Annotated in this window: 21 protein-coding genes; 9 read left to right on the top strand and 12 right to left on the bottom strand. The window is 49.6% G+C overall.

What is annotated here, in order from left to right; all coding sequences use genetic code 11:
• Positions 1–37 precede the first annotated feature (37 nt).
• From hflK to Q7P68_RS01170, 3 genes are read left to right on the top strand one after another with little or no spacing between them, the layout of a single operon-like run.
• Positions 38–1030: an FtsH protease activity modulator HflK gene (gene hflK / locus Q7P68_RS01180; RefSeq protein ID WP_304221761.1), complete on the top strand. Its 993-nt coding sequence runs from the start codon at positions 38–40 to the stop codon at positions 1028–1030.
• Positions 1030–2013, top strand: coding sequence for a protease modulator HflC (gene hflC / locus Q7P68_RS01175; protein ID WP_304221759.1), 984 nt, complete (start codon positions 1030–1032; stop codon positions 2011–2013). The genes hflK and hflC overlap by 1 nt, the downstream gene beginning before the upstream one ends.
• 5 nt (positions 2014–2018) lie before the next feature.
• On the top strand, positions 2019–3506 hold the full coding sequence (locus tag Q7P68_RS01170; RefSeq protein WP_304221757.1) for a hypothetical protein: 1488 nt from the start codon (positions 2019–2021) through the stop codon (positions 3504–3506).
• Here the strand turns inward: Q7P68_RS01170 and Q7P68_RS01165 are convergent.
• Positions 3481–4938: a sigma-54-dependent transcriptional regulator gene (locus tag Q7P68_RS01165; RefSeq protein WP_304221755.1), complete on the bottom strand. Its 1458-nt coding sequence runs from the start codon at positions 4936–4938 to the stop codon at positions 3481–3483. The genes Q7P68_RS01170 and Q7P68_RS01165 overlap by 26 nt on opposite strands.
• 4 nt (positions 4939–4942) lie before the next feature.
• Complete coding sequence (locus tag Q7P68_RS01160; RefSeq protein ID WP_304221753.1) at positions 4943–6217, bottom strand: two-component system sensor histidine kinase NtrB; 1275 nt, start codon at positions 6215–6217, stop codon at positions 4943–4945.
• 64 nt (positions 6218–6281) lie between these two features.
• Here Q7P68_RS01160 and Q7P68_RS01155 point away from each other — a divergent pair, with 64 nt between their 5' ends.
• Together Q7P68_RS01155 and Q7P68_RS01150 are read left to right on the top strand one after the other, a co-directional pair.
• Positions 6282–7268 (top strand): alanine-tRNA synthetase second additional domain-containing protein, encoded by a 987-nt coding sequence (locus Q7P68_RS01155; RefSeq protein WP_304221750.1) that lies wholly within the window; start codon positions 6282–6284, stop codon positions 7266–7268.
• A gap of 14 nt (positions 7269–7282) precedes the next feature.
• Positions 7283–8998, top strand: a complete 1716-nt coding sequence (locus Q7P68_RS01150; RefSeq protein WP_304221747.1) for a FumA C-terminus/TtdB family hydratase beta subunit — start codon at positions 7283–7285, stop codon at positions 8996–8998.
• Here the strand turns inward: Q7P68_RS01150 and nudC are convergent.
• Positions 8961–9797 carry an NAD(+) diphosphatase gene (nudC, locus tag Q7P68_RS01145; RefSeq protein ID WP_304221745.1) on the bottom strand — a complete coding sequence of 279 codons (837 nt, stop codon included), beginning with the start codon at positions 9795–9797 and terminating at the stop codon, positions 8961–8963. The two genes, Q7P68_RS01150 and nudC, sit on opposite strands and share 38 nt — an antisense overlap.
• A gap of 89 nt (positions 9798–9886) precedes the next feature.
• Here nudC and msrA point away from each other — a divergent pair, with 89 nt between their 5' ends.
• The 3 genes from msrA to amrS are packed head-to-tail and all read left to right on the top strand — an operon-like array spanning position 9887 to position 11963.
• On the top strand, positions 9887–10516 hold the full coding sequence (msrA, locus tag Q7P68_RS01140; protein ID WP_304221743.1) for a peptide-methionine (S)-S-oxide reductase MsrA: 630 nt from the start codon (positions 9887–9889) through the stop codon (positions 10514–10516).
• A gap of 56 nt (positions 10517–10572) precedes the next feature.
• Positions 10573–10950: a hypothetical protein gene (locus Q7P68_RS01135; RefSeq protein WP_304221741.1), complete on the top strand. Its 378-nt coding sequence runs from the start codon at positions 10573–10575 to the stop codon at positions 10948–10950.
• Positions 10947–11963: an AmmeMemoRadiSam system radical SAM enzyme gene (gene amrS, locus Q7P68_RS01130; protein WP_304221740.1), complete on the top strand. Its 1017-nt coding sequence runs from the start codon at positions 10947–10949 to the stop codon at positions 11961–11963. Before Q7P68_RS01135 ends, amrS begins: the two co-directional genes overlap by 4 nt.
• Here the strand turns inward: amrS and Q7P68_RS01125 are convergent.
• The 5 genes from Q7P68_RS01125 to ileS are packed head-to-tail and all read right to left on the bottom strand — an operon-like array spanning position 11960 to position 17280.
• Entirely contained in the window at positions 11960–12301 is a 342-nt protein-coding gene (locus tag Q7P68_RS01125; protein ID WP_304221739.1) for a zinc ribbon domain-containing protein, read from the bottom strand. The genes amrS and Q7P68_RS01125 overlap by 4 nt on opposite strands.
• On the bottom strand, positions 12298–12813 hold the full coding sequence (locus Q7P68_RS01120; protein WP_304221738.1) for a hypothetical protein: 516 nt from the start codon (positions 12811–12813) through the stop codon (positions 12298–12300). Before Q7P68_RS01120 ends, Q7P68_RS01125 begins: the two co-directional genes overlap by 4 nt.
• A 6-nt stretch (positions 12814–12819) precedes the next feature.
• The gene (locus Q7P68_RS01115) at positions 12820–13083 is read right to left on the bottom strand and encodes an FmdB family zinc ribbon protein (protein ID WP_304221736.1); all 264 of its coding nucleotides are present in this window, start codon (positions 13081–13083) and stop codon (positions 12820–12822) included.
• 23 nt (positions 13084–13106) lie between these two features.
• Positions 13107–14096 (bottom strand): hypothetical protein, encoded by a 990-nt coding sequence (locus Q7P68_RS01110; RefSeq protein ID WP_304221735.1) that lies wholly within the window; start codon positions 14094–14096, stop codon positions 13107–13109.
• Between the two features lie 16 nt (positions 14097–14112).
• A complete protein-coding gene (gene ileS, locus Q7P68_RS01105) occupies positions 14113–17280 on the bottom strand; it encodes an isoleucine--tRNA ligase (protein ID WP_304221732.1) in 3168 nt (1055 codons plus the stop codon).
• Positions 17281–17480: 200 nt separating this feature from the next.
• Between ileS and nth the strand changes: the two genes are divergently transcribed.
• Entirely contained in the window at positions 17481–18110 is a 630-nt protein-coding gene (gene nth / locus Q7P68_RS01100; protein WP_304221729.1) for an endonuclease III, read from the top strand.
• 45 nt (positions 18111–18155) lie between these two features.
• Here the strand turns inward: nth and Q7P68_RS01095 are convergent, their stop codons facing one another.
• From Q7P68_RS01095 to Q7P68_RS01080, 4 genes are read right to left on the bottom strand one after another with little or no spacing between them, the layout of a single operon-like run.
• The gene (locus Q7P68_RS01095) at positions 18156–19370 is read right to left on the bottom strand and encodes an MFS transporter (RefSeq protein WP_304221725.1); all 1215 of its coding nucleotides are present in this window, start codon (positions 19368–19370) and stop codon (positions 18156–18158) included.
• 5 nt (positions 19371–19375) lie between these two features.
• The gene (locus tag Q7P68_RS01090; protein WP_304221722.1) at positions 19376–20737 is read right to left on the bottom strand and encodes a PFL family protein; all 1362 of its coding nucleotides are present in this window, start codon (positions 20735–20737) and stop codon (positions 19376–19378) included.
• Between the two features lie 2 nt (positions 20738–20739).
• Positions 20740–21009, bottom strand: coding sequence for an ACT domain-containing protein (locus Q7P68_RS01085; RefSeq protein ID WP_304221719.1), 270 nt, complete (start codon positions 21007–21009; stop codon positions 20740–20742).
• Positions 21010–21023: 14 nt separating this feature from the next.
• Positions 21024–22118 carry an AI-2E family transporter gene (locus Q7P68_RS01080; protein ID WP_304221716.1) on the bottom strand — a complete coding sequence of 365 codons (1095 nt, stop codon included), beginning with the start codon at positions 22116–22118 and terminating at the stop codon, positions 21024–21026.
• Positions 22119–22138 lie beyond the last annotated feature (20 nt).

Here is a 22138-nt window from a genome sequence, read left to right as displayed (position 1 = left end):
ACATCACAAGATGTCAGCATAAAAGTGGAGGCTTTGCATGCGAAACGCAACGTATCAGCCAATGCCTAAATGGCTCGGACCAACGACAATAATCCTTGCCATTGTTGCCATTGGTGCCATTATTTTTCTGAGTACCAGCTTCTACATCGTTGACCAGACCGAAGAAGCGGTGGTAACCCGGTTTGGCAAGTATCTTACTACCAACGGACCCGGTATGCATTACAAACTGCCTTTCGGAATTGACAAACAATATCAGGTAAAAACAAAGGTTGTTCAGACCGAACAATTCGGTTTCAGAACCGTTAAAGCCGGAGTGAGTACCATATATTCAGATCAGAAATTTCCCGATGAATCGACTATGCTCACGGGGGACTTAAACATTGTTGATGTGGAATGGATTATCCAATACCGCATTGTAGACCCCCGTGCATGGCTTTTTAATGTAAAAGACAGGACCGACACAATCCGTGATGTATCCCGCTCGGTCATCAATATGCTCGTAGGAGACCGGGCCATACTTGATGTTATTGGGTCCCAGCGGACCACCATCGAGGTGGAGGCAATCCAGCTCATGAATGATACCTTTAAGCAGTACGGTCTCGGTATCGAAGTCATTGCGGTAAAACTGCAGAACATCGTACCTCCCGAGGGTGTCCAGGCAGCCTTCGAAGATGTCAACAAGGCCATACAGGACATGAACCGGCTCATCAATGAAGGAAAAGAAGCCTATAACAAGGAAATTCCCAAAGCTCAGGGTGAGGCTGATAAAATCATTCAGATTGCGCAAGGTTATGCATCCGAACGGGTCAACGTTGCCCGCGGTGATGTGGCTCGCTTTAATGCAGTGTACGACGAATACCGCAAGGCGCCGGACATTACAAGACGGCGGCTCTATTATGAAATGGTCGAAAATGTCTTTAAAGACGAATCCGGCACCACCCTCATCGACCGGCGGTTCCAGAATTTTCTTCCCATGATGAATCTGGACAATTCCGGAACCAGCGCCGGTAACACCCAAGGAGCGCGATAATGAAACGTCTTATTAGTATACTCGTTGTTATTGCAGTATTATTCATTGCTATTCTTGTTGCTGGTCCTTTTTACACACTAGATGAAGGAGAACAGGCGGTGGTAGTCCGGCTCGGCCAGATAGTGGAAGTAAAAAAAGACGCGGGGCTGCACCTTAAGACCCCTTTCTTAGATGACGTCATTAAATACCCCAAAAAAATAATGAGCTGGGACGGAGAAAAACAGCGAATCCCTACCAAGGAAAATCAGTTTATCTGGGTTGATACCATAGCCCGCTGGCGAATTTCGGACCCCAAGAAATTTTATGAATCTATCGGCAACCTGGAGTCAGCCTATGCCAGATTAGGAGACGTCATCGATTCTGCAGTACGGACCATTATCGCAGAAAACTGGCTCCGGGAAACGGTGCGTAATTCCAACATTATCCGAGAAACCAAGGGAAGTACAGAAAATTTCGAGGTCGGCAGCGACCAGGATGCTGGCCAGCTTTCTGCCTTTACCAAAACCGATGTAACCTACGAAGAGGTTCAGAAAGGTCGGCGTAAGTTGGCCGAAGAGATGCTTAATCTTTCGCGGAAGCTGGTACCCGAATACGGTATTGAGCTAATCGATGTGGTGCCACGGCAGATAAAATATTCTGATGAACTGACCCAGAGTGTGTACAACCGAATGATCAAGGAACGGAGCCAGATTGCCCAGGCATTCCGGTCCTTCGGCGAGGGTAAAAAGGCCGAATGGGAAGGTAAACTCGAAAACGAGCGGAGGAGCCTCCTTTCTGCAGCCTACGAAAAGGCAGAAAAGATCAAGGGAACTGCCGATGCGGAAGCTACCAAGATTTATGCCCAGGCTTACAGCAAGGATCCGGAATTCTTTGAATTCTGGCGCAGCATAGAATCCTATAAAACGACCCTGCCGAAATTTAACAAGACCCTGTCTACCGATATGGACTACTTCCGCTATCTCTATTCACCAAGGGGCCGCTAAGTAATATGGAAGAACAGTCCGCAGACTTAGTACTCAGATTCGAAACCGAGGGCCGCAGAGTCCTTGGTTTCGACACCGGCTTGAGTCCACAGGCATTTGCGAAGGCCCGGCTTGGCAATTTAATGAACAGCCGGGGCCTTATTGTAGATACGGCGATTCATATCTGGAAACCTGAAGGTACCGCAGAATACCAGGGCCGCATGGTTATTTATGGCAGTGATTTTGAAGGTTTGAGTTTGGAAACCCTGCTTTCACAGTCAGGGGAAACCGCGCTTACGGCCATGCGGCATTACCTGGAGGCACTTAAGAAGATCGCAGAGACCGATGAAACATGGTTTGCAAATATAAGCCTGTTTCCCGCCGGGGTATTTCTTTCCGGCGAGGGCCAGGTATTTTTTACCCCCCTTCCCCTTACAAGCCGGATTTATGAGTATAAAAATCCTGAGCTTTATATTGAACATGTAGTTCGGTGGCTGCATCCAGACAAAAAAGGCAGCAATGCGGCAGGCTTTATAGCTGCTGCCCTCCTATACCGGCTTTTTTCAGGAGAAGCTCCTTTTAGCATTCCAAAGGGAACCAATATAGAAAAGATGCGGGAGATTACCGCCCAGGATATGCGGGATGGTCTTTTTACGAGCATGAGCCTTGCAGCCCCTCCCCTCTTGCCAGACCTTGCTGAGGCAATCGACAGTATTCTTTTACCGGATGTTGATAAAGAAAAGACAAAAAATCCCATTTCTAAGCCGAGTCTTACCGATGTTATAGATTTGCTCGGCCAAGAGGGAACAAAACACTTTTCGGATTTTTCTTCATCTTCTCCTGCGACGCTTCCAATAGAGACGCGGAAGCGCGAACAAAAACAAAGGGAAGGCCGAATTAAGTTTCGTCGTTTTATTAAGGCCTACAAGTATCCATTAATTGCGGGAATCGGAACGGCCATTGCGCTCTTCCTTATTGGCAAAAGCATCCTCAACGACCAGAAACAGCGGCCTACAACCCTCGGTATGGGGCCCCATGCAGTGGCGGAGGCTTATTATAGGGCATTCAACAGCCTGGACCACCAAATGATGGATGCCTGTGTGACCAAAGGGGCCGGAAAAGGCGACATCGAAGCTGTCATGAACTTCTTTGTCATATCCCGGGTCCGGGAGGCCTACGAACGCAAAACCAGCATTATTGACCCAGAAACCTGGAGAAACCAGGGCTCCCCCGAAACCGAAGCCAGTGTTTTCGGTATAACAGACCTCGTTCTTTCATTAAAGAGCGAGGAACCGCAGCGTCCTGTTGCAGGGGATCGGTGCAAGATAGAAGCGGTTTACCTTTTTTACTATCCAGAGACCTCTGAAGCAAAAGAGGCGCAGCCTCAGAACGGGTCACCGCAGCAAACAGTTATAGAACAGCGCTGGGACATACTAACCTTGGAATGGGTAAAAGACCGCTGGCGTATTGCGGTCATAGAAAGAGAAATCATTCGTCAATCTGATATTCCTTGAGCTTGTTTAACAGGGTCCTGCGGGTAATACCCAGGGCCTGGGCGGTTTTCTCACGGTGACCGTTGTAAAATGCCAGGGCTTTAAGAATTGCTTCTTTTTCCAATTCTTCCAAGGATTTTATTTCCCCTTTTTGACCTGAATCGTTGGGAGTTTCCGTCGCATTGGGCACCAGAGCGGTTCGGGGCCGTACATCCGCGGTGCTCATAACTGAGGGTTCACCCATGGCAGAGCCCGCAAAAGAAAAATCTTTGCCAAGCAGTTGCGGCCCTTCGCTGAGGATGACCGCCCGTTCGACCGCATTTTCCAGTTCCCGCACATTTCCAGGAAAGGGGTAATTTTGCAGAACCTGGAGCGCATCACCGGACAGGGAAAGGGAGGTCCTGCCCATTTCGGCGGCAAAACGGTTCACAAAAAGCTGGGCAAGTAAGGGAATATCCTCCCGCCGCTCCCGCAAGGGGGGGAGCCTTAGCCTAATAACCGCGAGCCGATAAAAAAGGTCTTCCCGAAACTGTCCTTGTTTGACCGCCTGTTCAAGATCCTTGTTGGTGGCCGCAACAATTCGTACGTCAATCGGGATCTGTCGGCTTCCTCCGAGCCGCATAATCTTTTTTTCCTGAAGCATTCTTAAAATTTTGACCTGCAACGGCAAAGGCATGTCTCCCACTTCATCAAGGAAGAGGGTACCTCCGCTGGCAAGTTCGCAGAGACCGGTCTTTCTGGAATCCGCTCCGGTAAAGGCCCCTTTTTCATAGCCAAAGAGCTCGCTTTCTATGAGGTTTTCCGGGATTCCGCCCATATTGATAGGAATAAAAGGGCCGTTTGCCCGTTTACTTAAACGGTGGATGAGCCGGGCCACAACTTCTTTTCCGGTCCCGCTTTCGCCGGTGACCAGCACCGTTGAATCAGTAGGAGCAACCCGTTCAATCAGGGCCCGGACTTCTTTCATGGCGGGGCTCGAACCTATCCAGTTTGCATCCAGGGCCGCTACGCTCCGGCGAACGGTTTTATCAGCCACAGTCTGCATTGCCGAAGCGGATGCGGCAAGACGGGCATTTTCTACCACCATACGCAGTCGTACTACCAATTCTTCTGGATTAAAGGGCTTTACAAGGTAGTCTGCAGCCCCCCGTTTCATAGCTTCCACAGCGTCCTTTATATCTCCATGGGCACTGATCATAATGGCGGGGAGCAGGGGTCCTCCCTCTTTTAACCAGGTAAGAAAATCCAGGCCCGACATACCAGGCATTTTAAGGTCCACTACCACCGCATCGAACCGTTCGGCTTCAAGCAAGGCCTTGCCCGCTTCGCCAGATGCTGCTGTTTGCGCTTCTATTCCTTCAGTCTGAAGGTAGGCCGCAATAGAATCCCTCAGGTTTTTTTCATCATCAATAATAAGAACCCGCAAAGGCTGTGCATTACTGGAACCATTCATGGTTTTAAGCTCCTTTTGCTGTAAAAAGCGGCAGTTCTATATAAAAAATGGTTCCCCCTCCATCCCGCTTATGATGAAAGAGTCTTCCCCCCGCAAGCTGAATATAACGCTTGCTGATGGCAAGCCCTAGGCCGGAACCGCTTGTTTTGGTCGTAAAAAAAAGATCATAAATCCGCTCAGAAAGAGAATCGGGGACCCCTGCTCCGCGGTCCGCTACACTCAAATGTATGGTATTTCCATGGGACAGGGCAAGTTCGAGCTCTACAGGCTCAAAAGGGCGATCGGCCATACTTTCTAGGGCGTTTTGAACCAGGTTCTCAAGCACCTGGTTCAAGTGGGTTCTATCAATATAAACAGTGACTTCGCTTTCAGGCATTGCAATGAGTTTCACCCTTCCATCATAACGCACACAAAAGTCTGGTAAAAATGTTTTAAGATTTATTGGTTCAGGGTTCCCTTCCGATCCGGAGAGGAACTGTCTAAGCCGGTCTGTAAGAATACCAAGCCGATCTATTTCTTCTTCCATAATGCGGACGTTTTGCAGCAGCTCTGTTCCATTGAGCTGTTTCTGCAAAAGGGCGGTTTGTATCTTAAGTACCCCTAGGGGATTCTTAATCTCATGGGACAGGGTCCGGGCAGCTTCTCCCAGGGCTACCAATTCCCGGTTTTTAGCTTCCCTGAGCCGGAACTGGTCTAGATTGCGGGCCAGACGAAGCAGAAGCGCGAAGGCTCCGGTAAGGGCCAAAGTGATAAGTAATGCAACCGTATAGAGCACATATAAACCCTTCTGGAGGGAAGAAATGCGATAGGAGACAAAGACGAGCCGGATCATGCCGAGTCCAGCAATGGCAGACATCATCATATCAGTGGTATCAGCGCTTTGCCGAAAGCCGCCAATACGGCCCCGCATAGCGCCGCCGCCTCCGAATGGGCGGACCAGGGTAATGATGTCCCCTGAAATAGTAGGCGGATTCTTGGGATCCTCAGGGTCCACGGTTTGCGGCGCATTTCCAAAGCGATACAAAGCAATTCCCCGTGAAGTGTAGATACCAAAGGCTATAAGGTCAGGATATTTTTCAAAACCGCTCAAGGTTCCCCGATCATAGGCCTGCTGAAGTTCCGCAGCCAGCTGAAAAGCCCGGTATTCGGCTAAAAGCTGCTGCCGCTGCCGCTCCTGAACAACCACCACAAAGATACCCCCAAAAGCTAGAAGAGAAATAAGGGCCAGCAGTATAAGGGCCATAGCGGTTTCTGAACGGCGGTCTATAAGCTTTTTCATATACTTACTATATACCATTTTCATGCTGTTGCGCTATTTGTTTCTGTTGTATACTCTCATCATAATGAGTACGGACAAGAACAGACAAATTCCTGGCCCGGTGCCAATGCCCCTCTTTGACTACCGGCCCCATACCTATGAAACCCTGATCTATGCAACCTATTACGCCCCCCGGGGCCGGCAGCGCCTGTATATGCTGGGAAACGAACTTTCCCACCGGTACCTCTATGCAAACGACCTTATTATCGGCATTATCGGAGCCCCCGGTTCTGGCAAGTCTACCCTGGTCCGGGGCCTATTTCCAGGACTGGAACTTACCAATGACGACGAGGGCACCAATGTACGGCAGGCATTAATTTACGACTTTGACCCAGAGGATTTTTTTGCCCCCCATACCTTTCATATCGATGTCCATTACGAGCTAGGCTTCCGACAAAAATGGGAAATCGCTGAAGCCATTTCCCATGCCATATCACATGGCAGGCGGGTGGTCATAGAACATTTTGATCTTATCTGGGAAACCCTGGGATACAATGCCCAGATTATCTTCGGTATCGGCGAAGAAGTCATTGTAAGCCGGCCCAGCGTATTCGGCCCTTTTCCGGAGGCCATTCGGGATATTGTAAACCGGACGATCAAATTCCGCCTCATGGCCCATTCAGCGGAGGATATTACCACTATGATCCTTGAACGGGACTATAATCTGAAACGGCGGGTACTCCATTCGGATGTAAAACACGGATTTGTCATCAATTTTCCGGAAAAACCGGACATAAATATCCCTGAGCTTGAACAGAAAGTAAAGGAGATTATTCAGCAGAACATCCCGATCATGCCCATTGATGCGGACCACATTCAAATTGGGGAGGAAAGCATCTTCTGTACCGGGATCCGGACCCATGTGCAGAATTCGGGCCAGATAGAAAATTTCCGTCTCGTTAAAGCCTTGCGATACCATCCTATTTTTCACGAATATATGCTGATTGGCCGGGTCGGCCACGAAGAAAACGCCGGCTACGATCAAATCTTAAGCAACATCGCCGAGGAGTAAAAGAGGATTAGAATATGAATATTGGATCAATTATCGATGCAGCCTTTCAGAATACCAGCTTTGAACCCCTTCTCCCCCTGCCCGGAACAATCCGTGTTTCTCAGGGCCGGCTTTCTTTGGATCCCTCGGTGCTCACCGCTGTAGCTCAAGAAGCCTTTTTTAGGGTCTCCTACTATCTGCGGCCAAGCCACCTTAAACTTTGGGCCGAAGGCTATAACGCCGAGGCAGCGGGCACCAACGACCGGCTTGTATTGGAAAAACTCATTACAAACGCCCTCATATCGGCGGAAGGAAAGCTCCCCCTCTGTCAGGATACGGGAACCGCCACAGTTATTGGCTGGAAGGGTGAATCGATATATACGGGAACGGATGACCAGGAATCCATAAGCCGCGGGGTGCTGCGGGCCTACACGGAAAATCCCCTGCGATCCAGTCAAGTTGGATTTCTAAACCTTTTTGATGAATTTGACACGGGGACCAACCTTCCCGCCCAGATTCATATCGAGGCGGTACCGGATAAGCCGGAAGGTGCAGAATACCGATTCTTATTTGTCGCTAAGGGTGGAGGTTCATCTAACAAGACAAGTCTCTTTCAGATGACCAAGGCACTCCTCGAGCCAGAAGCCTTCGAAGCCTTTTTAAGAGAAAAAATAGCAGCCCTGGGAACCGCTGCCTGTCCGCCCTACCGGCTTGCGGTCGTGGTGGGCGGCACGAGCCCCGAAGAAAACTTAACCATCCTGAAACTAGCAACCACGGAAATTCTGGATAGGGCTCCGTTTATGGATGGGGCAGCCCAGCAGGGACAGCAGGGATGGCTCTTTCGGGATGCCCTTTGGGAAAATAAGTTGATGAATATCGCACGGGCGAGCGGCCTCGGTGCCCAGTTCGGGGGCAGCCTTCTAGCCCTCGATGCCCGGCTGATCCGGCTGCCCCGCCATGCCGGCTCTTGCCCGGTTTCTATCGGCGTATCCTGTTCGGCCCACCGTAACATGCTGGCTAAAATCAACGCCTCTGGGGTCTGGCTCGAAAAACTCGAACAGCAGCCGCTGGATTTCCTTAAAAAACAGGGCGGCGCAGTTCGGAGCCTGGCAGAAAGCTACGAGCAAAGCAGGACCCGCAAGCAGGGGCTCGGGCGACCAGCAGGTTCGGCTGTATCAATAAAAGGTCCTGACCATGCTGATTCAAGAGTACGATCCATAGACCTTGACCAGGGCATACAGAAAACACTTGAAGCCCTGCGGGGCTCCGCTGCCGGGGACCGGATACTTCTTTCGGGGAACCTGCTGGTCGCCCGAGACGCCGCCCACCTGAAATGGCACGAGATTTTACAGCGGGGCGAAAAGCTTCCGGACTATGTTGCCCGGTACCCTATTTACTATGCGGGACCAGCAGCAACCCCTGCGGGAAAAGTAATCGGCAGTTTCGGTCCCACCACAGCTCAACGGATGGACGCCTATGCGGATGAATTGATGAGCCGGGGAGCCAGCCTTATTACCCTTGCAAAGGGTAATAGGACTAAAACATGGAGAGAGGCCTGCAAAAAATACGGAGCCTTTTATCTTGGCACCATAGGCGGAGCCGCGGCTCTCATAGCAGAAGAAAACATTTTGGAAAGCGAAATTATTGACTATCCGGAGTTAGGCATGGAAGCGGTCCGGCGCATCCGGGTCCGGGACCTCTTGGCCTTTGTCATCATCGATGACCAGGGCAGGGATTTGTACGCCCCCTAAGCCAGCGGTCGATAAGGAAACGGGATATGGATCCTGGGGCCGGAAGTTCAGGGAGCGTATCCGGGGTAACCCAGCGGGCATCCAGGATCTCTTTGCCATCGCAGCGAAGCTCCCCTCCTTTATAGCAGGCTTCAAAGGCGAGCATAAGGGAAGCAGGAAATGGCCAGGGCTGGGATGCCACATAGGTAACCGAATCTACTTCAATACCTACCTCTTCCCGGACTTCCCGGTGTACCGTATCTTCCAGGCGTTCTCCGGCCTCTACAAAACCGGCTATAAGGGCATATACGTTATTTTTAAACTTGCCGTTATGGGCAAGAAGGAGCCGCCCCTGACCATCAGTAATGGCAACTATAACCGCAGGAGTAATGCGGGGGTATTCTAATCTTCCGCAGCGGGTACACTGGCGGGCAAGCTCATCCTCCGCATCGCCGTGAGGGGCGCCGCAAAAACCGCAAAACCGGGATGAAACATGCCATTGGGCAGCATGAAAGGCCCGCAGAAAACGAGAAAGGATCTGCCAATCATTTCCATCTGCATAAGGGGCCTTTAATGAACCCAATACAGTACGGACCGGCAGAGAATCCCAGTCTGCAAAATCTGGGTTCAAAGATTCCCCATCAAAAAACAGGGTATGGATAAGAGTACCCTGATCTTTTAAACAAAAATAATGATCGCTTTCAACAAAGGTTTGGGATGATTCAAATACAATCCCCTGCACGACATCATTAATTGCTGTGCCCCGCGGGAATAGGACATCGTTGTCCTTAAATACAAACCACCGGTCTTTATGCATCATAACAGCAACCATACTGAATCGGCCCCAGAGGGTCAACAAAGAAGTGCCACTTTGTTTTCTTTTCAACCTTTATATATTACCTTTATAGTATGAAATACAGCATTTTACAGGCGGCGATTCTTTTGCTGATTGGCTTTGTGCTGCTTTTGCAAATGCTGGAGGGAGTGAACGGCATGGAGATGAATAAAAAACGAGAAAGTATAGTGCTGGGCGGCGGTTGTTTTTGGTGCATCGAAGCGGTCTATGAACGGATCGAAGGAATTGAATCCGCTGTTTCTGGCTATGCGGGCGGAAAAACAGAAAACCCAACCTATGAACAGGTCTGCACAGGACTAACAGGACACGCAGAGGTGGTAAAGCTCGAATACAACCCAGAAAAAATAAGTCTTGAACAAATTCTCGATATCTTTTTTAAGGCCCACGATCCGACATCTGAAAACCGGCAAGGGGCCGATGTGGGGACCCAATACCGGTCTATTATTCTCTATACCAATGATGATCAGAAACAAAGAATTGAAGATTTTATCCGCCGTTTGACTGCGAGCAAAGCCTTTGCAAAGCCCGTGGTAACCCACATAGAGCCCCTTGCAACATTCTGGCCCGCCGAAGAATACCATCAAGATTACTATGAACGGCACCCCTTCGCAGGTTACTGTAGAGTTGTTATTGCACCAAAACTGGATAAACTGGGCCTTCCAGTCGATACGCTCATCAAGTGAGCCAACAATCTTGCCCTCTCTGTAAATTATGCGTATAGTTTATACGGGAGGTATGTATGAGCATTTCGACCTATCTTGAAACTGCCCCGCTTTTTGAAATTGCCAAATACTCAGGCAAGCCCCCTCTCGATGGGATTCCCTTTTCGGGCTATCCCCGTCAGCATCCTTTTGAGCCGGAAAAACTGATATTTGTGGTTGATCCCCTGGGTACAAGCCCCACTATTATGGAGTTTAAACTCTGCGATGTGCTCTATGTGGAGGACCTGCCTTCAGCGGTAACTGAAACAGGAGAAAGTATCCGGATTGTTAAAATCTGGGTTCGCAAAGGGGCCTATGGAGTCATCCATGAACCTTTTGAAGTCCAGGATTCTTTGCAGTTTATCAATACCTCTAAGAGCCTGCATGAACGGCTCCTGCGGAGTTTAAATCGATGAACATACCGGAGGGACGCTACTACCGTGTAGTACAAGACAGGCCCTCCACGGTTCAATGCGGCCTGTGTCCCCACCGCTGTGTGCTTAAACAGGGTACATTTGGGCTTTGTAAAGTGAGGCAGGGTTCCGAGGGGGCCCTAGCCCTTCCCTATTACGGCAGCATCAGCAGTATCTCTATCGACCCTATAGAAAAAAAGCCCCTGTATCATTTTAGACCCGGCTCCTCGATTTTTTCTGTCGGCTTTGTCGGCTGCAACCTGCATTGTCCCTTCTGTCAGAACTGGGAAATATCCCAAAAAACCGACATAACATTTCGTTCTATCTCTCCGGCTGAACTCATAAAGCTTGCAGCTGATTCAGGGACCGATGCGGTGGCCTTTACCTATTCGGAGCCCCTGGTTCATATTGAATACCTTCTGGAAGCCATGGGGGAGGCAAAAAAGCGGGGACTTGCAACGGTGCTTGTGTCTAATGGGTGTATCAATGAAGAGCCCGCCAAGGATGTACTTTCCTTAACTGATGCGGCAAACATAGATCTAAAAAGTTTTCATTCAGATACGTATCGCAATCAGCTCGGTGGAGATCTAGCTGCCGTCTGCCGTTTTTTAGAGCTTGCCCGCGAAATGAATGTACATCTTGAAGTAACAACCCTGGTTGTTACGGGCCTTAACGATTCTATTGCAGAAGCGGAGGGAATCGTTGAATTTCTTTCGGGTCTTTCACCGGATATACCCTGGCACCTTTCGGCCTATCACCCTGCATATCGGTGGCGAGAAGGCCCTACAAAACAGGAGCTGCTTTTTCAGATAAAGAACCTGGTGCGGGGAAGGCTTTCATATGTTTACCTGGGGAATATTTGGGGTGAAACAAATCAAACCCTGTGCAGTCATTGCGGAAAATCCTTGGTTGAACGTTCTGGGTATCATATAGAGACGCCGGGACTTGAGCTCAACGAGGAAACAAAGGCCTACTTTTGCTCCCACTGCGGGAAACCGGCTCCAATTTATTATTAAATCATAACAAAGAGAATAGTTGCTATGGCAACAAGGAGTGCAAAGAGGCTAATTCCGTAGACCCACCATGGGAGCGGCGTAACAGGTCCCCGGGGAGTCCGGTGAGACGGTATTTTATCTCGATATATATCAGCTGTATGAGGTTCCTGTTTGCCCCGGGAATAACCGCAGATTGGGCAGCCTTCGGAAAAGAGTTCCTCGGAGCCGGTAAAACCACAGTAAGGACAGCGGACACTGGCAAAGAATCGGCCGCAGGTAGGACATTGTTTTGCTTTTTGGGGCACCGGAGAACCGCAATGTTCACAGAAAAAGAGGGGCCCCTTGAAACTTTCTTTCATAACGAAAGGGATTGTATATAAGCATCTACCTGTTTTTCAAGCTCCAGTGGCAAAACACGGAAGCCCTGGGTTTCATCGAGCCTTCGATATTCTTCGGCGCTGCCTTCAGGCAAAGGGACATGATAGTATTCATCTTCCCGGCGTGAAACAGCGATCCAACACTCATGGCCAAAACGAATTTCAACCATATTTGAGTTATTAAAAGAAAGGCTGCCCCAAAAGGTTGACGTCTCATGGAGTTCCTCAGCCACTATCATTTGCAGCTGTAATGCGTAGGCAGGGTAGATAAACACAAGCTGGGTGAGCGAAGCCTGGGAAATCACATGGGTATGGCTTGGTAATCCTAAAAGATAACAAACAAAGGCGACTAATTCTGCCTTATCATGTTTGTTATTCAGACTAGCCTGCAGTGACGCTCCTTGCAAGGACCCCCAGGAAGCCTGGCGAAGATGCCGCCCAAGTTCTAGAAAAAGCGGATGGTACCGCAACGAAAACCGGAGCGGCAGTTGCATTGCAGGTTAAACGGCGGTCTTAGAAGCGCAGGTTCCAGAATCGGAACTGCTGCAGGTGGAACAAGAGGAAGAGCCGGAAGATGACTTAGAGCTTCCCTTATCGGTTACATAAAATCCGGAGCCCTTGAAAATGATGCCCGTTCCCCCGTTTATAAGACGACGCACATCTTTGCCGCATTCAGGACAGGATTTTACTGCGGGATCGCTCATGTTCTGAAATACCTCAAAGGTGTGACCGCAGGTCTTGCATTCATATTCATAGGTAGGCATGGTGAATTCCTCTCCGTCTTTATCTAAAAGGTTTTATTTCGCTCAAAATATACTAATAAGTTATGTAAAAGTAAAGCAAGTTCTCCTTGAGATACTGGCTTACTCACTAAAATGATCCTGTTACCTTCAGTTTTCTGGCTGCCAGAAAGCAGTATTCCGGCGAATTGCTGCAAGGCCAGGGATGGATCCTCTGCTGCAACCCCCATTTCCCATGTTGAGAGCATCCGGGACGCAAGGGATAATAGGGCCCCCAGAGCACGGGCATATATGGGGCTGCCGGTTTGTAAGTTAAGTTGTATTTCGTAAGAGTCCTGAATAGCCGACGAGTACAGTTTTACCCTAATTTCCTCCATCGGAATTTGCAGGTTTTGAGCTGGAATGCCGAGTCCTGCCAATGCAGATTGAAAGAGACTCTGCGGTTTCGGAATTAGTATAACAAGATGGGAAAGTGCCATATCCTGCAGCAAAGAGTCTGTTTCACCTTCGGTTCCATAGAGGGAGCTGCCAAGCGAGGCTGCGGTTTGCGGGATACCATCGGTAAGGATGAGCTGCCGGGAGCTTATCTGAAGTGAAACACGCTGTTTTTCCGATCTCCAGTAGGAAAGGCCTCCGCTGCGCTTTTTTTTCCACTCGGGGCTAAAGAACAACGACAGGTTACTCTGAAAAACAGGGAAACGGCCTGAGACAAGGGCATACCAGTTCCGTTCAGGGTTCTCCCTATAAATAGCCCCATAGAATTGGTCAGTTATATCCAGTGCCGAAAGGGGAACCTTTTTTAACAAGCCTCCCGATACGCCTCCCGCATCCAGACGGTATAATTCTTTAAGGAGGCTTCGACTTTTTTGAACATTTCCATAGACATAAAGAGTCGCTCCTGGCGGGAGCTCAGCAAAGGGATGGGACTTTAGTTCAGGCGAAACGGCCGGAACGGTGGTACAGGAAGTCTCACCCAGCACTGCCAGAATGAGAACCAATAGGCCGAATATGCTTCCCGCTCCCCACCGTTTTTTCATCAAGTTTACCCTAGCCTTATGCCTTCTCCAGGGCTACTTTCCATTCCTCATCGCCCGCTTCTACCGCAGTCATGGAAGGAAGCTCTTTCCATTGAATATCTATGGCCAGGGTTTCCTGGGCAATATAGTCTACGAAGGAAGCATAGGCGGCTTTGAGCCTTTCAGACCCAAACAGGGTTAGCCGAATCCGGTCGGTTACTTCAAGACCGCTTTCCTTCCGTAAATTCTGAATGCCCCGCACAAGATCCCGTACATCCCCTTCCTGGGCAAGTTCCTCGGTAACTTCCGTATCAAGGCCGACGGTAAGGGTACCCTCGTTAAGCACTTTAACATTGGCTTTTTCAAGCCGCCGTATATCGAGCTTATCCGCAGTGAGGTCCACATGTTTGCCGTTTACTTCGATGCTCAGGGTCGCTCCTTCGAGGAGTCCCTGAATTTCCTGCTGGCTTAAGCTTTCTATCCGTTCGGCGGCGGCCTTCATATCCTTACCCAGTTCTTTGCCCAGAATACGGAAATTAGCCTTAGCCTGATATTCCACCAGGTCTTCCTCGTTGTCCCGGAACACCACATTTTTAACATTCAGCTCTTCCCGGATAATTTCTTCCATTTCAAGGAGAACCTTCTTTTCTTCGGGATTCCGGGTAACAAGCTCTACCGAGCGCAGGGGCTGGCGAACCTTAATGTTGTACTGATACCGGAGCGCCCGGCCCATGGATACCGCATGCTGGACCACGGACATCTTGAATTCCAGCTCTTCGTCTTTCCGGTGCTGTTCCGCCGTCGGGTAATCCGCCAGATGGACCGAAATGGGGTCCGTTTCCAGCCGCAGGTTCTGCCAAATCGCCTCGGTGGTATAGGGCATAATGGGGGCTGCAACAAGGCTCAGTTTTTTAAGCACGCTGTACAGGGTACTGTAGGCTTCTGCCTTGTCACTGTCGTTCTCGCTCCGCCAGAAGCGGCGCCGGGATCGGCGGATATACCAGTTATTAAGGAGATCGATGAACTCAACAATCGGATCAATTGCCCGGTTCATGTCATAGCCGTCAAGGGCGGCGGTAACCCGTTCTACCATCGATTCAGCCACCGAAAGTATCCATTTGTCCAGTGGATTGGATGGATTATCCGGTGCTTTTGTGGGCTTCATGTGGTCGATATTGGCGTAGGTCACAAAAAAGCTGTAGGAGTTCCACAGGGGAATGATGATGCTCTTGAGCACATCCTTAACCCCTTCGTCACTGTACCGAAGGTCATCGGCCTTAACGACTGCAGAATGCATGAGGAAAAGCCTAAGGGCATCGGCACCGAAGGTATTGATGACATCCATGGGATCCGTGTAGTTCCTGAGGCTCTTGGACATCTTTTTGCCGTCTTCTGCAAGCACTAGACCATTGACGACACAATTTTTAAAGGCGGGCCGCTTAAAGAGAGCCGCTCCCAGAATGGTAAGGGTATAGAACCAGCCCCGGGTCTGATCGAGCCCTTCGCTGATAAAGTCCGCGGGGAAATGGGATTCGAAAAATTCCTTGTTTTCAAAGGGATAGTGGTTCTGGGCATAGGGCATAGCGCCGGATTCAAACCAGCAGTCCAACACCTCAGGGATCCGCTTCATGGTTCCGCCGCAGGAACAGGGAATGGTAATTTCATCCACAAAGTGCTTGTGCAGGTCCGTTACTTCCACGCCGGAAAGGTCCTGCAGTTCCTTGCGGCTGCCCACACAGATCGTCTTGCCGCAGTCCGGGCATTTCCAGATTGGCAGCGGATTTCCCCAGTACCGGTTCCGGCTGATAGCCCAGTCACGGGCCCCTTCGAGCCACTTTCCGAAGCGTCCATCCCGGATGTGATCCGGCACCCAGTGAATTTCCTGGTTTGCATCCAGCATATCCTGCTTTATTTTTGTCACATTTACAAACCAGGAACTTACCGCCCGGTAGATGAGGGGGCTCGAACAGCGCCAGCAGTGGGGATAGGCATGGAGGATCTGGTCCCGTTTAACAAGTTTTCCCTCCGTTTTTAGCCGCTCCATTATAGCCTTGTCTGCGTCTTTGACAAAAAGTCCCTTATAATCAGGCACTTCATCGGTAAAGCGGCATTCCGCATCCACGGGGCAAATTGTCGGAACCCCCGTACCTTTGAGGATCCGCTGGTCGTCTTCGCCGAAACCGGGGGCAATATGGACTATACCTGTACCGTCTTCGGTGGACACATAGTCTCCGCTGTAGGTTCGGAAGGCATTCTGTTCTTTGGCGTCCTTAAAATAGGGAAAAAGGGGCTCATAGCCAATACCGACAAGCTCATCCCCTTTCTTTTTCCAGAGGATCTGGTAGTCTTCGGCCTTTTTGTAATAGGCGGAAAGCCGGGCCTCCGCAAGGATATACCGTTCTGCTCCATCCTGCACGAGCACATAGTCGATTTCGGGACCCACCGCCAAAGCAAGGTTGGATGGCAAGGTCCACGGAGTGGTGGTCCAGGCTAAAAGATAGGTATTACCATCGGCAAGGCCTGCTAGCTTTGCCTGGGCTGCGGCAGAACCGGGAATGACGCCATTTACTTTAAATTTGACCGTAATGGCCGGGTCATGGACATCCTTGTAGCCCCCCAGATTGAGTTCATGGTTGGAGAGTACGGTGGAACAGCGGGGGCAATAAGGGAGAATATAGTAGCCTTCATAAAGGAGACCCTTTTCCCAGAGGGTCTTCATAACCCACCAAATGGATTCCATATAATCGGGATCCATTGTTTTATAGTCATTATCAAAGTCTACCCAGCGGCCCAGACGGGTTACGATGCGGCGCCATTCGGAAACATAACGCAGCACCGAGGACCGGCAAGCCTCGTTAAAATTGGCGACCCCGAATTTTTCAATGTCGGTCTTGGAATTGAGGCCCAGTTCTTTTTCGATCAGGTTTTCTACGGGTAATCCGTGGCAGTCCCAGCCGAAGCGGCGCTCTACCTTTTTACCCTTCATCGTCTGGTAACGGGGAATAATGTCTTTTATAGTACCGGGCACAAAGTGACCGAAATGCGGAAGGCCCGTGGCGAAGGGAGGACCGTCGTAAAAGACAAATTCATCCTTTCCTTCCCGCTGGGAAATTGATTTTTTGAAAATGTCATATTTTTCCCAGAATGCAAGGATTTCCTCTTCCATTTTTGGAAAATCTACTTTGGGATCTACGCTTTTATACACTTTGCTCCTCCCTCTGAAGCTGCAATATAGCAATATATACAAAATACACTATATATCTTTTAACTACAAGTATGATACAGAAAGCTATTTCAAAACTGAGAGGGTTTTGAAATTGGCCCCCAGTATACCAAAATTGTAGATAATATGCCAGAGCAGGATTATTTCTTGCCTAGCCGTACAAGACACAATACAATGTTCCCATGAATAAAGAGGCCTGGGCTCAGCACATTTACACAACCTTGTCACCCCTGTACCCGAACCCTGCTCCGGCTCTGGACTATAGCACCCCCTTCCAGCTTCTTGTTGCCACGGTCCTTTCAGCCCAATGTACGGATGAACGGGTGAACCTGGTAAGCCCCACCCTATTTGCCCGCTTTCCGACTCCCGAATCAATGGCGGGTGCCGAAATAGAAGAATTGGAAGCAATTATATACTCTACCGGATTTTATCGGGCGAAAGCCCTGGCTCTCAAAGAATTGTCCCAGACCATAAGCATTAAGCACCACGGGCAAGTACCCGACTCAATGGAGGCCCTCACCGCCCTCCGCGGGGTTGGCAGAAAAACCGCCAGCGTCATCCTCTCTGCCTGTTATCAGAAACCGGCTATCATCGTGGACACCCATGTAAGCCGTATCAGCCTGCGGCTGGGTCTTACGACAAGCCGGGACCCGGATAAAACAGAAAGGACTCTGGCCCTGCTCTACCGGGAAAACCAATGGATTTCCATAGGCCATAGCCTGAATCGCCACGGAAGACAGGTGTGCACCGCCCGGAAACCAGCCTGTGCAGTCTGTCCTTTGCAGAAGGAGTGCCCCAAACAGGGTTTGTAATGAGCCCCATATACGATTGGCACGATCAGGAAAAAGCCTCGTTACTTATGTTGTCTTTTCTGCGGTTAATGGATCAACCGCAGAAGTATCCGGCACCCGGACAAACCGGGTGGCAATAAAATTGATGACCGCAATTCCCGCACCGGCAAGAAATACCCATTGGTAGCCAAACTTATCCCAGAGAAGACCCGCGAGCAGGGCGACCGCTATAGAAAATATGTGATCGATGGAAACGCCCATGGCCAGGGTTGGGGCAATATCGCCCGGTTTCTCCGCTATTTTTTTCATCCACACCGAACGGGCAACACTAAAGGAAAGGAGCAGCGAATCGGCCACATAACAGAGACAAACAATAATAAAGGCAATTGCTTCAGGAAAAATGATTTTTGCAAAACCATAGAAAAAACAAACCGGTATAAGGAGGAGCGCCTCCAGGCCCAGCATGAACCTTTCTCCACGTTTGTCCACAGCCCTGCCGATGAAAGGCTGAAACAGGACCCCCGCAATTCCCCCTGCAAAATAAAGGGCCGCCATAATAGATGTGGGCTTGTGGTACACCGAAACAATAACCCAGGGAGCAAAGGTAATAAACAGTTGTTTTCTTGTCCCGTACAGGATTGAAAGGATGTAAAAAAGACCATACCGCCGCTTAAAAACCAGGGCTTCCGCATTTTTATCCCGAACCGGACGGCTCATACCAAAAAGGGCCAAAGCCCCTGCAGCAAAGACTAGTGCTGCAAGTAAAAAGTTTGCGGCAAAAGAAAGTTTGAAAAAACCAAAAGCTATAAAGACAAAGGCACCGCCCGCTATCTGGGCAAGGTTTCGCAGTGCATTGGCTTTGCCCAGAAGGGCCCCTTCGGCACCGCTCGAAGCAAGTTCCAATGCGATGGACTGCTGGAGGGGCAGAAAGAGGTGTAAGCCCAAGCTGTATGTAAAAAGCCAAAAGGTCATGTGTCCAAAGGTTGCAGAGAAGCTGGCAAGAAGATAAATACCCAGGGCCTGAAGCAGAAACGAAAAAGCGCCAATACGCCGCCCCGGTAGGAAAGCCAAGAGGGCCGCCACAAAGGCATTAAGAAAGCCCGGCAGTTCCCGGGGCAGTTCCAGACTGCTCCGTGCAAGACCCGAAATATCCCAGGTGGCGGCGAGGAAATTGTTAAAAGAAGAATCGACCATGGCGACAGCAAGACCGCCGGCCATAACCGCAAGAAAATAGAGCCCCTCGTCTCGCCTGCGGAAAGGAGACCCGACAAGATATTCCATACAACTTAGTTCCTAAAGCTGTGGATCGGCGCAGGAATACGGCCGCCACGGGCTATAAAGGCATCGCTTCCAAAATTGTGGACCGGCATGATGGGAGCGCCCCCTAAGAGGCCTCCAAACTCAGCCCAATCGCCTGCCTTTTTACCCGGCACGGGAATAAGACGGACCGCAGTAGTTTTACTGTTAACCATACCAATAGCCATTTCATCGGCGATGATGGCAGAAATGGTTGCCGCACTGGTATCGCCAGGAATTGCAATCATATCAAGCCCGACAGAACATACGGTGGTCATAGCTTCGAGCTTGTCCAGAGACAGGGAACCTGAGCGGACTGCGGCAACCATGCCTTCGTCTTCGGATACGGGAATAAAGGCCCCGGAAAGACCCCCCACATGGGTAGATGCCATGACTCCGCCCTTTTTCACCATATCGGTCAAAAGGGCCAGGGCGGCGGTCGTCCCGTGGGTACCCGCAGACTCAAGGCCTAACTCTTCAAGGATACGGGCAACCGAATCACCCACTTCAGGGGTCGGTGCCAAAGACAGATCAAGGATGCCAAAGGGAACATTGAGCCGTTTGGCCGCTTCCATACCCACAAGCTGCCCCATTCGGGTAATCTTAAAAGCCGTCTTTTTTATCACATCGGCGATTTCATCAAAACTGGACCCCCGGTGGGCTTCCAGGGCAGCCTTGACTACACCGGGGCCGGATACACCCACATTAAGAGAAGATTCACCTTCACCAGGGCCATGGAAAGCTCCGGCCATAAAGGGGTTATCCTCCGGCGCATTGCAGAAAACCACCAATTTCGCGCAGGCAAGCCCGTCCTGAGCAGCGGTCCGAGCTGCTGCATCCTTAATTACCCTACCCATAAGGCGGACCGCATCCATATTAATACCGCTTTTTGTGGTTGCCACATTCACAGAACCGCAGACCCGTTCGGTCGTTGCCAGGGCTTCGGGGATGGAAGCTATAAGATGATCATCTCCCTTGGCAAAACCCTTCTGCACCAGGGCCGAAAAACCGCCTACAAAGTCTATGCCTAGTTCCCGGGCAACCTCATCCAGGGTCCGCGCATAGGGCGTATAGTCCGTATCTTCGGTAGCTCCTGCCACAAGGGCAATCGGCGTTACGGAAATTCGCTTGTTGATTATGGGAATGCCATACTCAATTTCTATATCTTGACCAACCTTAACCAGGTTTCCTGCAACGCGGAGTATCTTTTCCCGCATACGCCGCCGGGTTTCGGTCCCCGAGGCAGAAATACAGTCAAACAGGGAAACACCTAAAGTAATAGCCCGAATATCAAGTTTGTACCGGAGGAACATGTCCACCGTTTCTTTAATTTCATAGGGAGTAAACAGCATAATTATATCCGGTGCATAGCGCTGAACACTTTTTCGTGCATCACACTGATAGACACACCCATATCAGAACCAAGGACATCCAACTCTTCCTTGACTAAAGAAAGCGGTTTAGAACTGTGGGATAAATCAACCATCATCATCATGACAAAGTTACCAGAAAGAACCGTCTGGCTTATGTCTTCTATGTTGATGTTCCGCTCCGCAAAAAATGCGCTAACCCGGGCAATAATGCCAACCTTATCGCTGCCCACCACGGTGACTATGGCATTCATTTTTGTCTCCTGCTTTAATTTGTATCGCTCCGTTCTGGATTCATTCCGTGTTCTACAAAAAAGAGATCCAGCACGGTGAGGAATAATATAACAATCATGGGACCCAATACCAGCCCATTAAGACCAAAAACGCTTACCCCTCCAAGAATCGCAAAAAAGATAATGAGCGGATGCAGATTGATCCGGTCTTTTAAAAAAAAGGGCCTGAGCAGATTATCTAACGTAGAAATAAGTACTCCTGAGAGAATAAGGAACACAATACCCCCCATAACATCTCCGGTAACAATCTTAAAAATACCGAGGGGCCCCCAGATGGTACCGGCGCCAATAATGGGAATAAAGGTGCAGAAGAAGAGAACTATCGAAAACACCAATGCTCCCTGAATCCTAAAAAGAGTAAAAAGAATAAAGGCGATTGTTGCCTGCACCAGGGCAACCAGAATATAGCCCATAAAAAGATTCTGGGTTATTTCTTTAAACTTTGTAGCCAGTTGCATAATGTAGTCTTTTTTTATCGGAATGACCCGCACCAATAAATTAAAGAGATAGGATCCATCGATTAAAAAGAAAAACAAAGTAAAAACAAGAAATGCAAGCCCCGCTAAAAAAGACCCTACGTTTTTTACAAGAGAAGTAGAAACCTGGAGCAGCTTTTGACTGCTGGAACTGAGCAGAACCTGAATCTGGGCTTTTACATTAAGGGAACTTAAATCAATCTGACCCAGGGTTAAGTCTTTTATAAAGAGTGAGAACTGTCCTAATTCTTTGCTTAAAAAATCGGGGTTGTTTGCCAGGTACATTCGCAGATTTTTTAAGAGTCCATACATCTGGTGATATAGCTGTACACCTATCCATATAATGAGGGATATGATGATAAGAACAGTCACGATGGCAAAAAGGGCTGCCATGACGCTCCGGATAAGAGCAGCCAAACGGCCCGAATTTGGCAGCTTTTTAAGCACCGCAGAATAAAGGGGGCTCACCAGTACATACAAAAGGGCAGCCCAGAGAAATACTGTAAAAAAGGGGGTAAAAATACGCACCACAGCCAGGAAAAGCAATAAAAATATCAAAAAGAAAAACCCGGTTTGAATCGTTTTTCCGTTCATATCACACCTATCCATTCACA

The organism is Gracilinema caldarium (assembly GCF_029265695.1).
In the GTDB taxonomy this organism is placed as follows: domain Bacteria; phylum Spirochaetota; class Spirochaetia; order Treponematales; family Breznakiellaceae; genus Gracilinema; species Gracilinema caldarium_A.
The sequence above is the reverse complement of the archived record's forward strand: the minus strand, read 5'-3'. Positions and strand labels throughout refer to the sequence as shown.

Bases quoted from the DNA above. Each gene is read 5' to 3' on its own strand.
- hflK (WP_304221761.1), top strand. From the start codon at position 38: ATGCGAAACGCAACGTATCAGCCAATGCCTAAATGGCTCGGACCAACG.
- hflC (WP_304221759.1), top strand. From the start codon at position 1,030: ATGAAACGTCTTATTAGTATACTCGTTGTTATTGCAGTATTATTCATT.
- Q7P68_RS01170 (WP_304221757.1), top strand. From the start codon at position 2,019: ATGGAAGAACAGTCCGCAGACTTAGTACTCAGATTCGAAACCGAGGGC.
- Q7P68_RS01165 (WP_304221755.1), bottom strand. From the start codon at position 4,938: ATGAATGGTTCCAGTAATGCACAGCCTTTGCGGGTTCTTATTATTGAT.
- Q7P68_RS01160 (WP_304221753.1), bottom strand. From the start codon at position 6,217: ATGAAAAAGCTTATAGACCGCCGTTCAGAAACCGCTATGGCCCTTATA.
- Q7P68_RS01155 (WP_304221750.1), top strand. From the start codon at position 6,282: ATGAGTACGGACAAGAACAGACAAATTCCTGGCCCGGTGCCAATGCCC.
- Q7P68_RS01150 (WP_304221747.1), top strand. From the start codon at position 7,283: ATGAATATTGGATCAATTATCGATGCAGCCTTTCAGAATACCAGCTTT.
- nudC (WP_304221745.1), bottom strand. From the start codon at position 9,797: ATGATGCATAAAGACCGGTGGTTTGTATTTAAGGACAACGATGTCCTA.
- msrA (WP_304221743.1), top strand. From the start codon at position 9,887: ATGAAATACAGCATTTTACAGGCGGCGATTCTTTTGCTGATTGGCTTT.
- Q7P68_RS01135 (WP_304221741.1), top strand. From the start codon at position 10,573: ATGAGCATTTCGACCTATCTTGAAACTGCCCCGCTTTTTGAAATTGCC.
- amrS (WP_304221740.1), top strand. From the start codon at position 10,947: ATGAACATACCGGAGGGACGCTACTACCGTGTAGTACAAGACAGGCCC.
- Q7P68_RS01125 (WP_304221739.1), bottom strand. From the start codon at position 12,301: ATGAAAGAAAGTTTCAAGGGGCCCCTCTTTTTCTGTGAACATTGCGGT.
- Q7P68_RS01120 (WP_304221738.1), bottom strand. From the start codon at position 12,813: ATGCAACTGCCGCTCCGGTTTTCGTTGCGGTACCATCCGCTTTTTCTA.
- Q7P68_RS01115 (WP_304221736.1), bottom strand. From the start codon at position 13,083: ATGCCTACCTATGAATATGAATGCAAGACCTGCGGTCACACCTTTGAG.
- Q7P68_RS01110 (WP_304221735.1), bottom strand. From the start codon at position 14,096: ATGAAAAAACGGTGGGGAGCGGGAAGCATATTCGGCCTATTGGTTCTC.
- nth (WP_304221729.1), top strand. From the start codon at position 17,481: ATGAATAAAGAGGCCTGGGCTCAGCACATTTACACAACCTTGTCACCC.
- Q7P68_RS01095 (WP_304221725.1), bottom strand. From the start codon at position 19,370: ATGGAATATCTTGTCGGGTCTCCTTTCCGCAGGCGAGACGAGGGGCTC.
- Q7P68_RS01090 (WP_304221722.1), bottom strand. From the start codon at position 20,737: ATGCTGTTTACTCCCTATGAAATTAAAGAAACGGTGGACATGTTCCTC.
- Q7P68_RS01085 (WP_304221719.1), bottom strand. From the start codon at position 21,009: ATGAATGCCATAGTCACCGTGGTGGGCAGCGATAAGGTTGGCATTATT.
- Q7P68_RS01080 (WP_304221716.1), bottom strand. From the start codon at position 22,118: ATGAACGGAAAAACGATTCAAACCGGGTTTTTCTTTTTGATATTTTTA.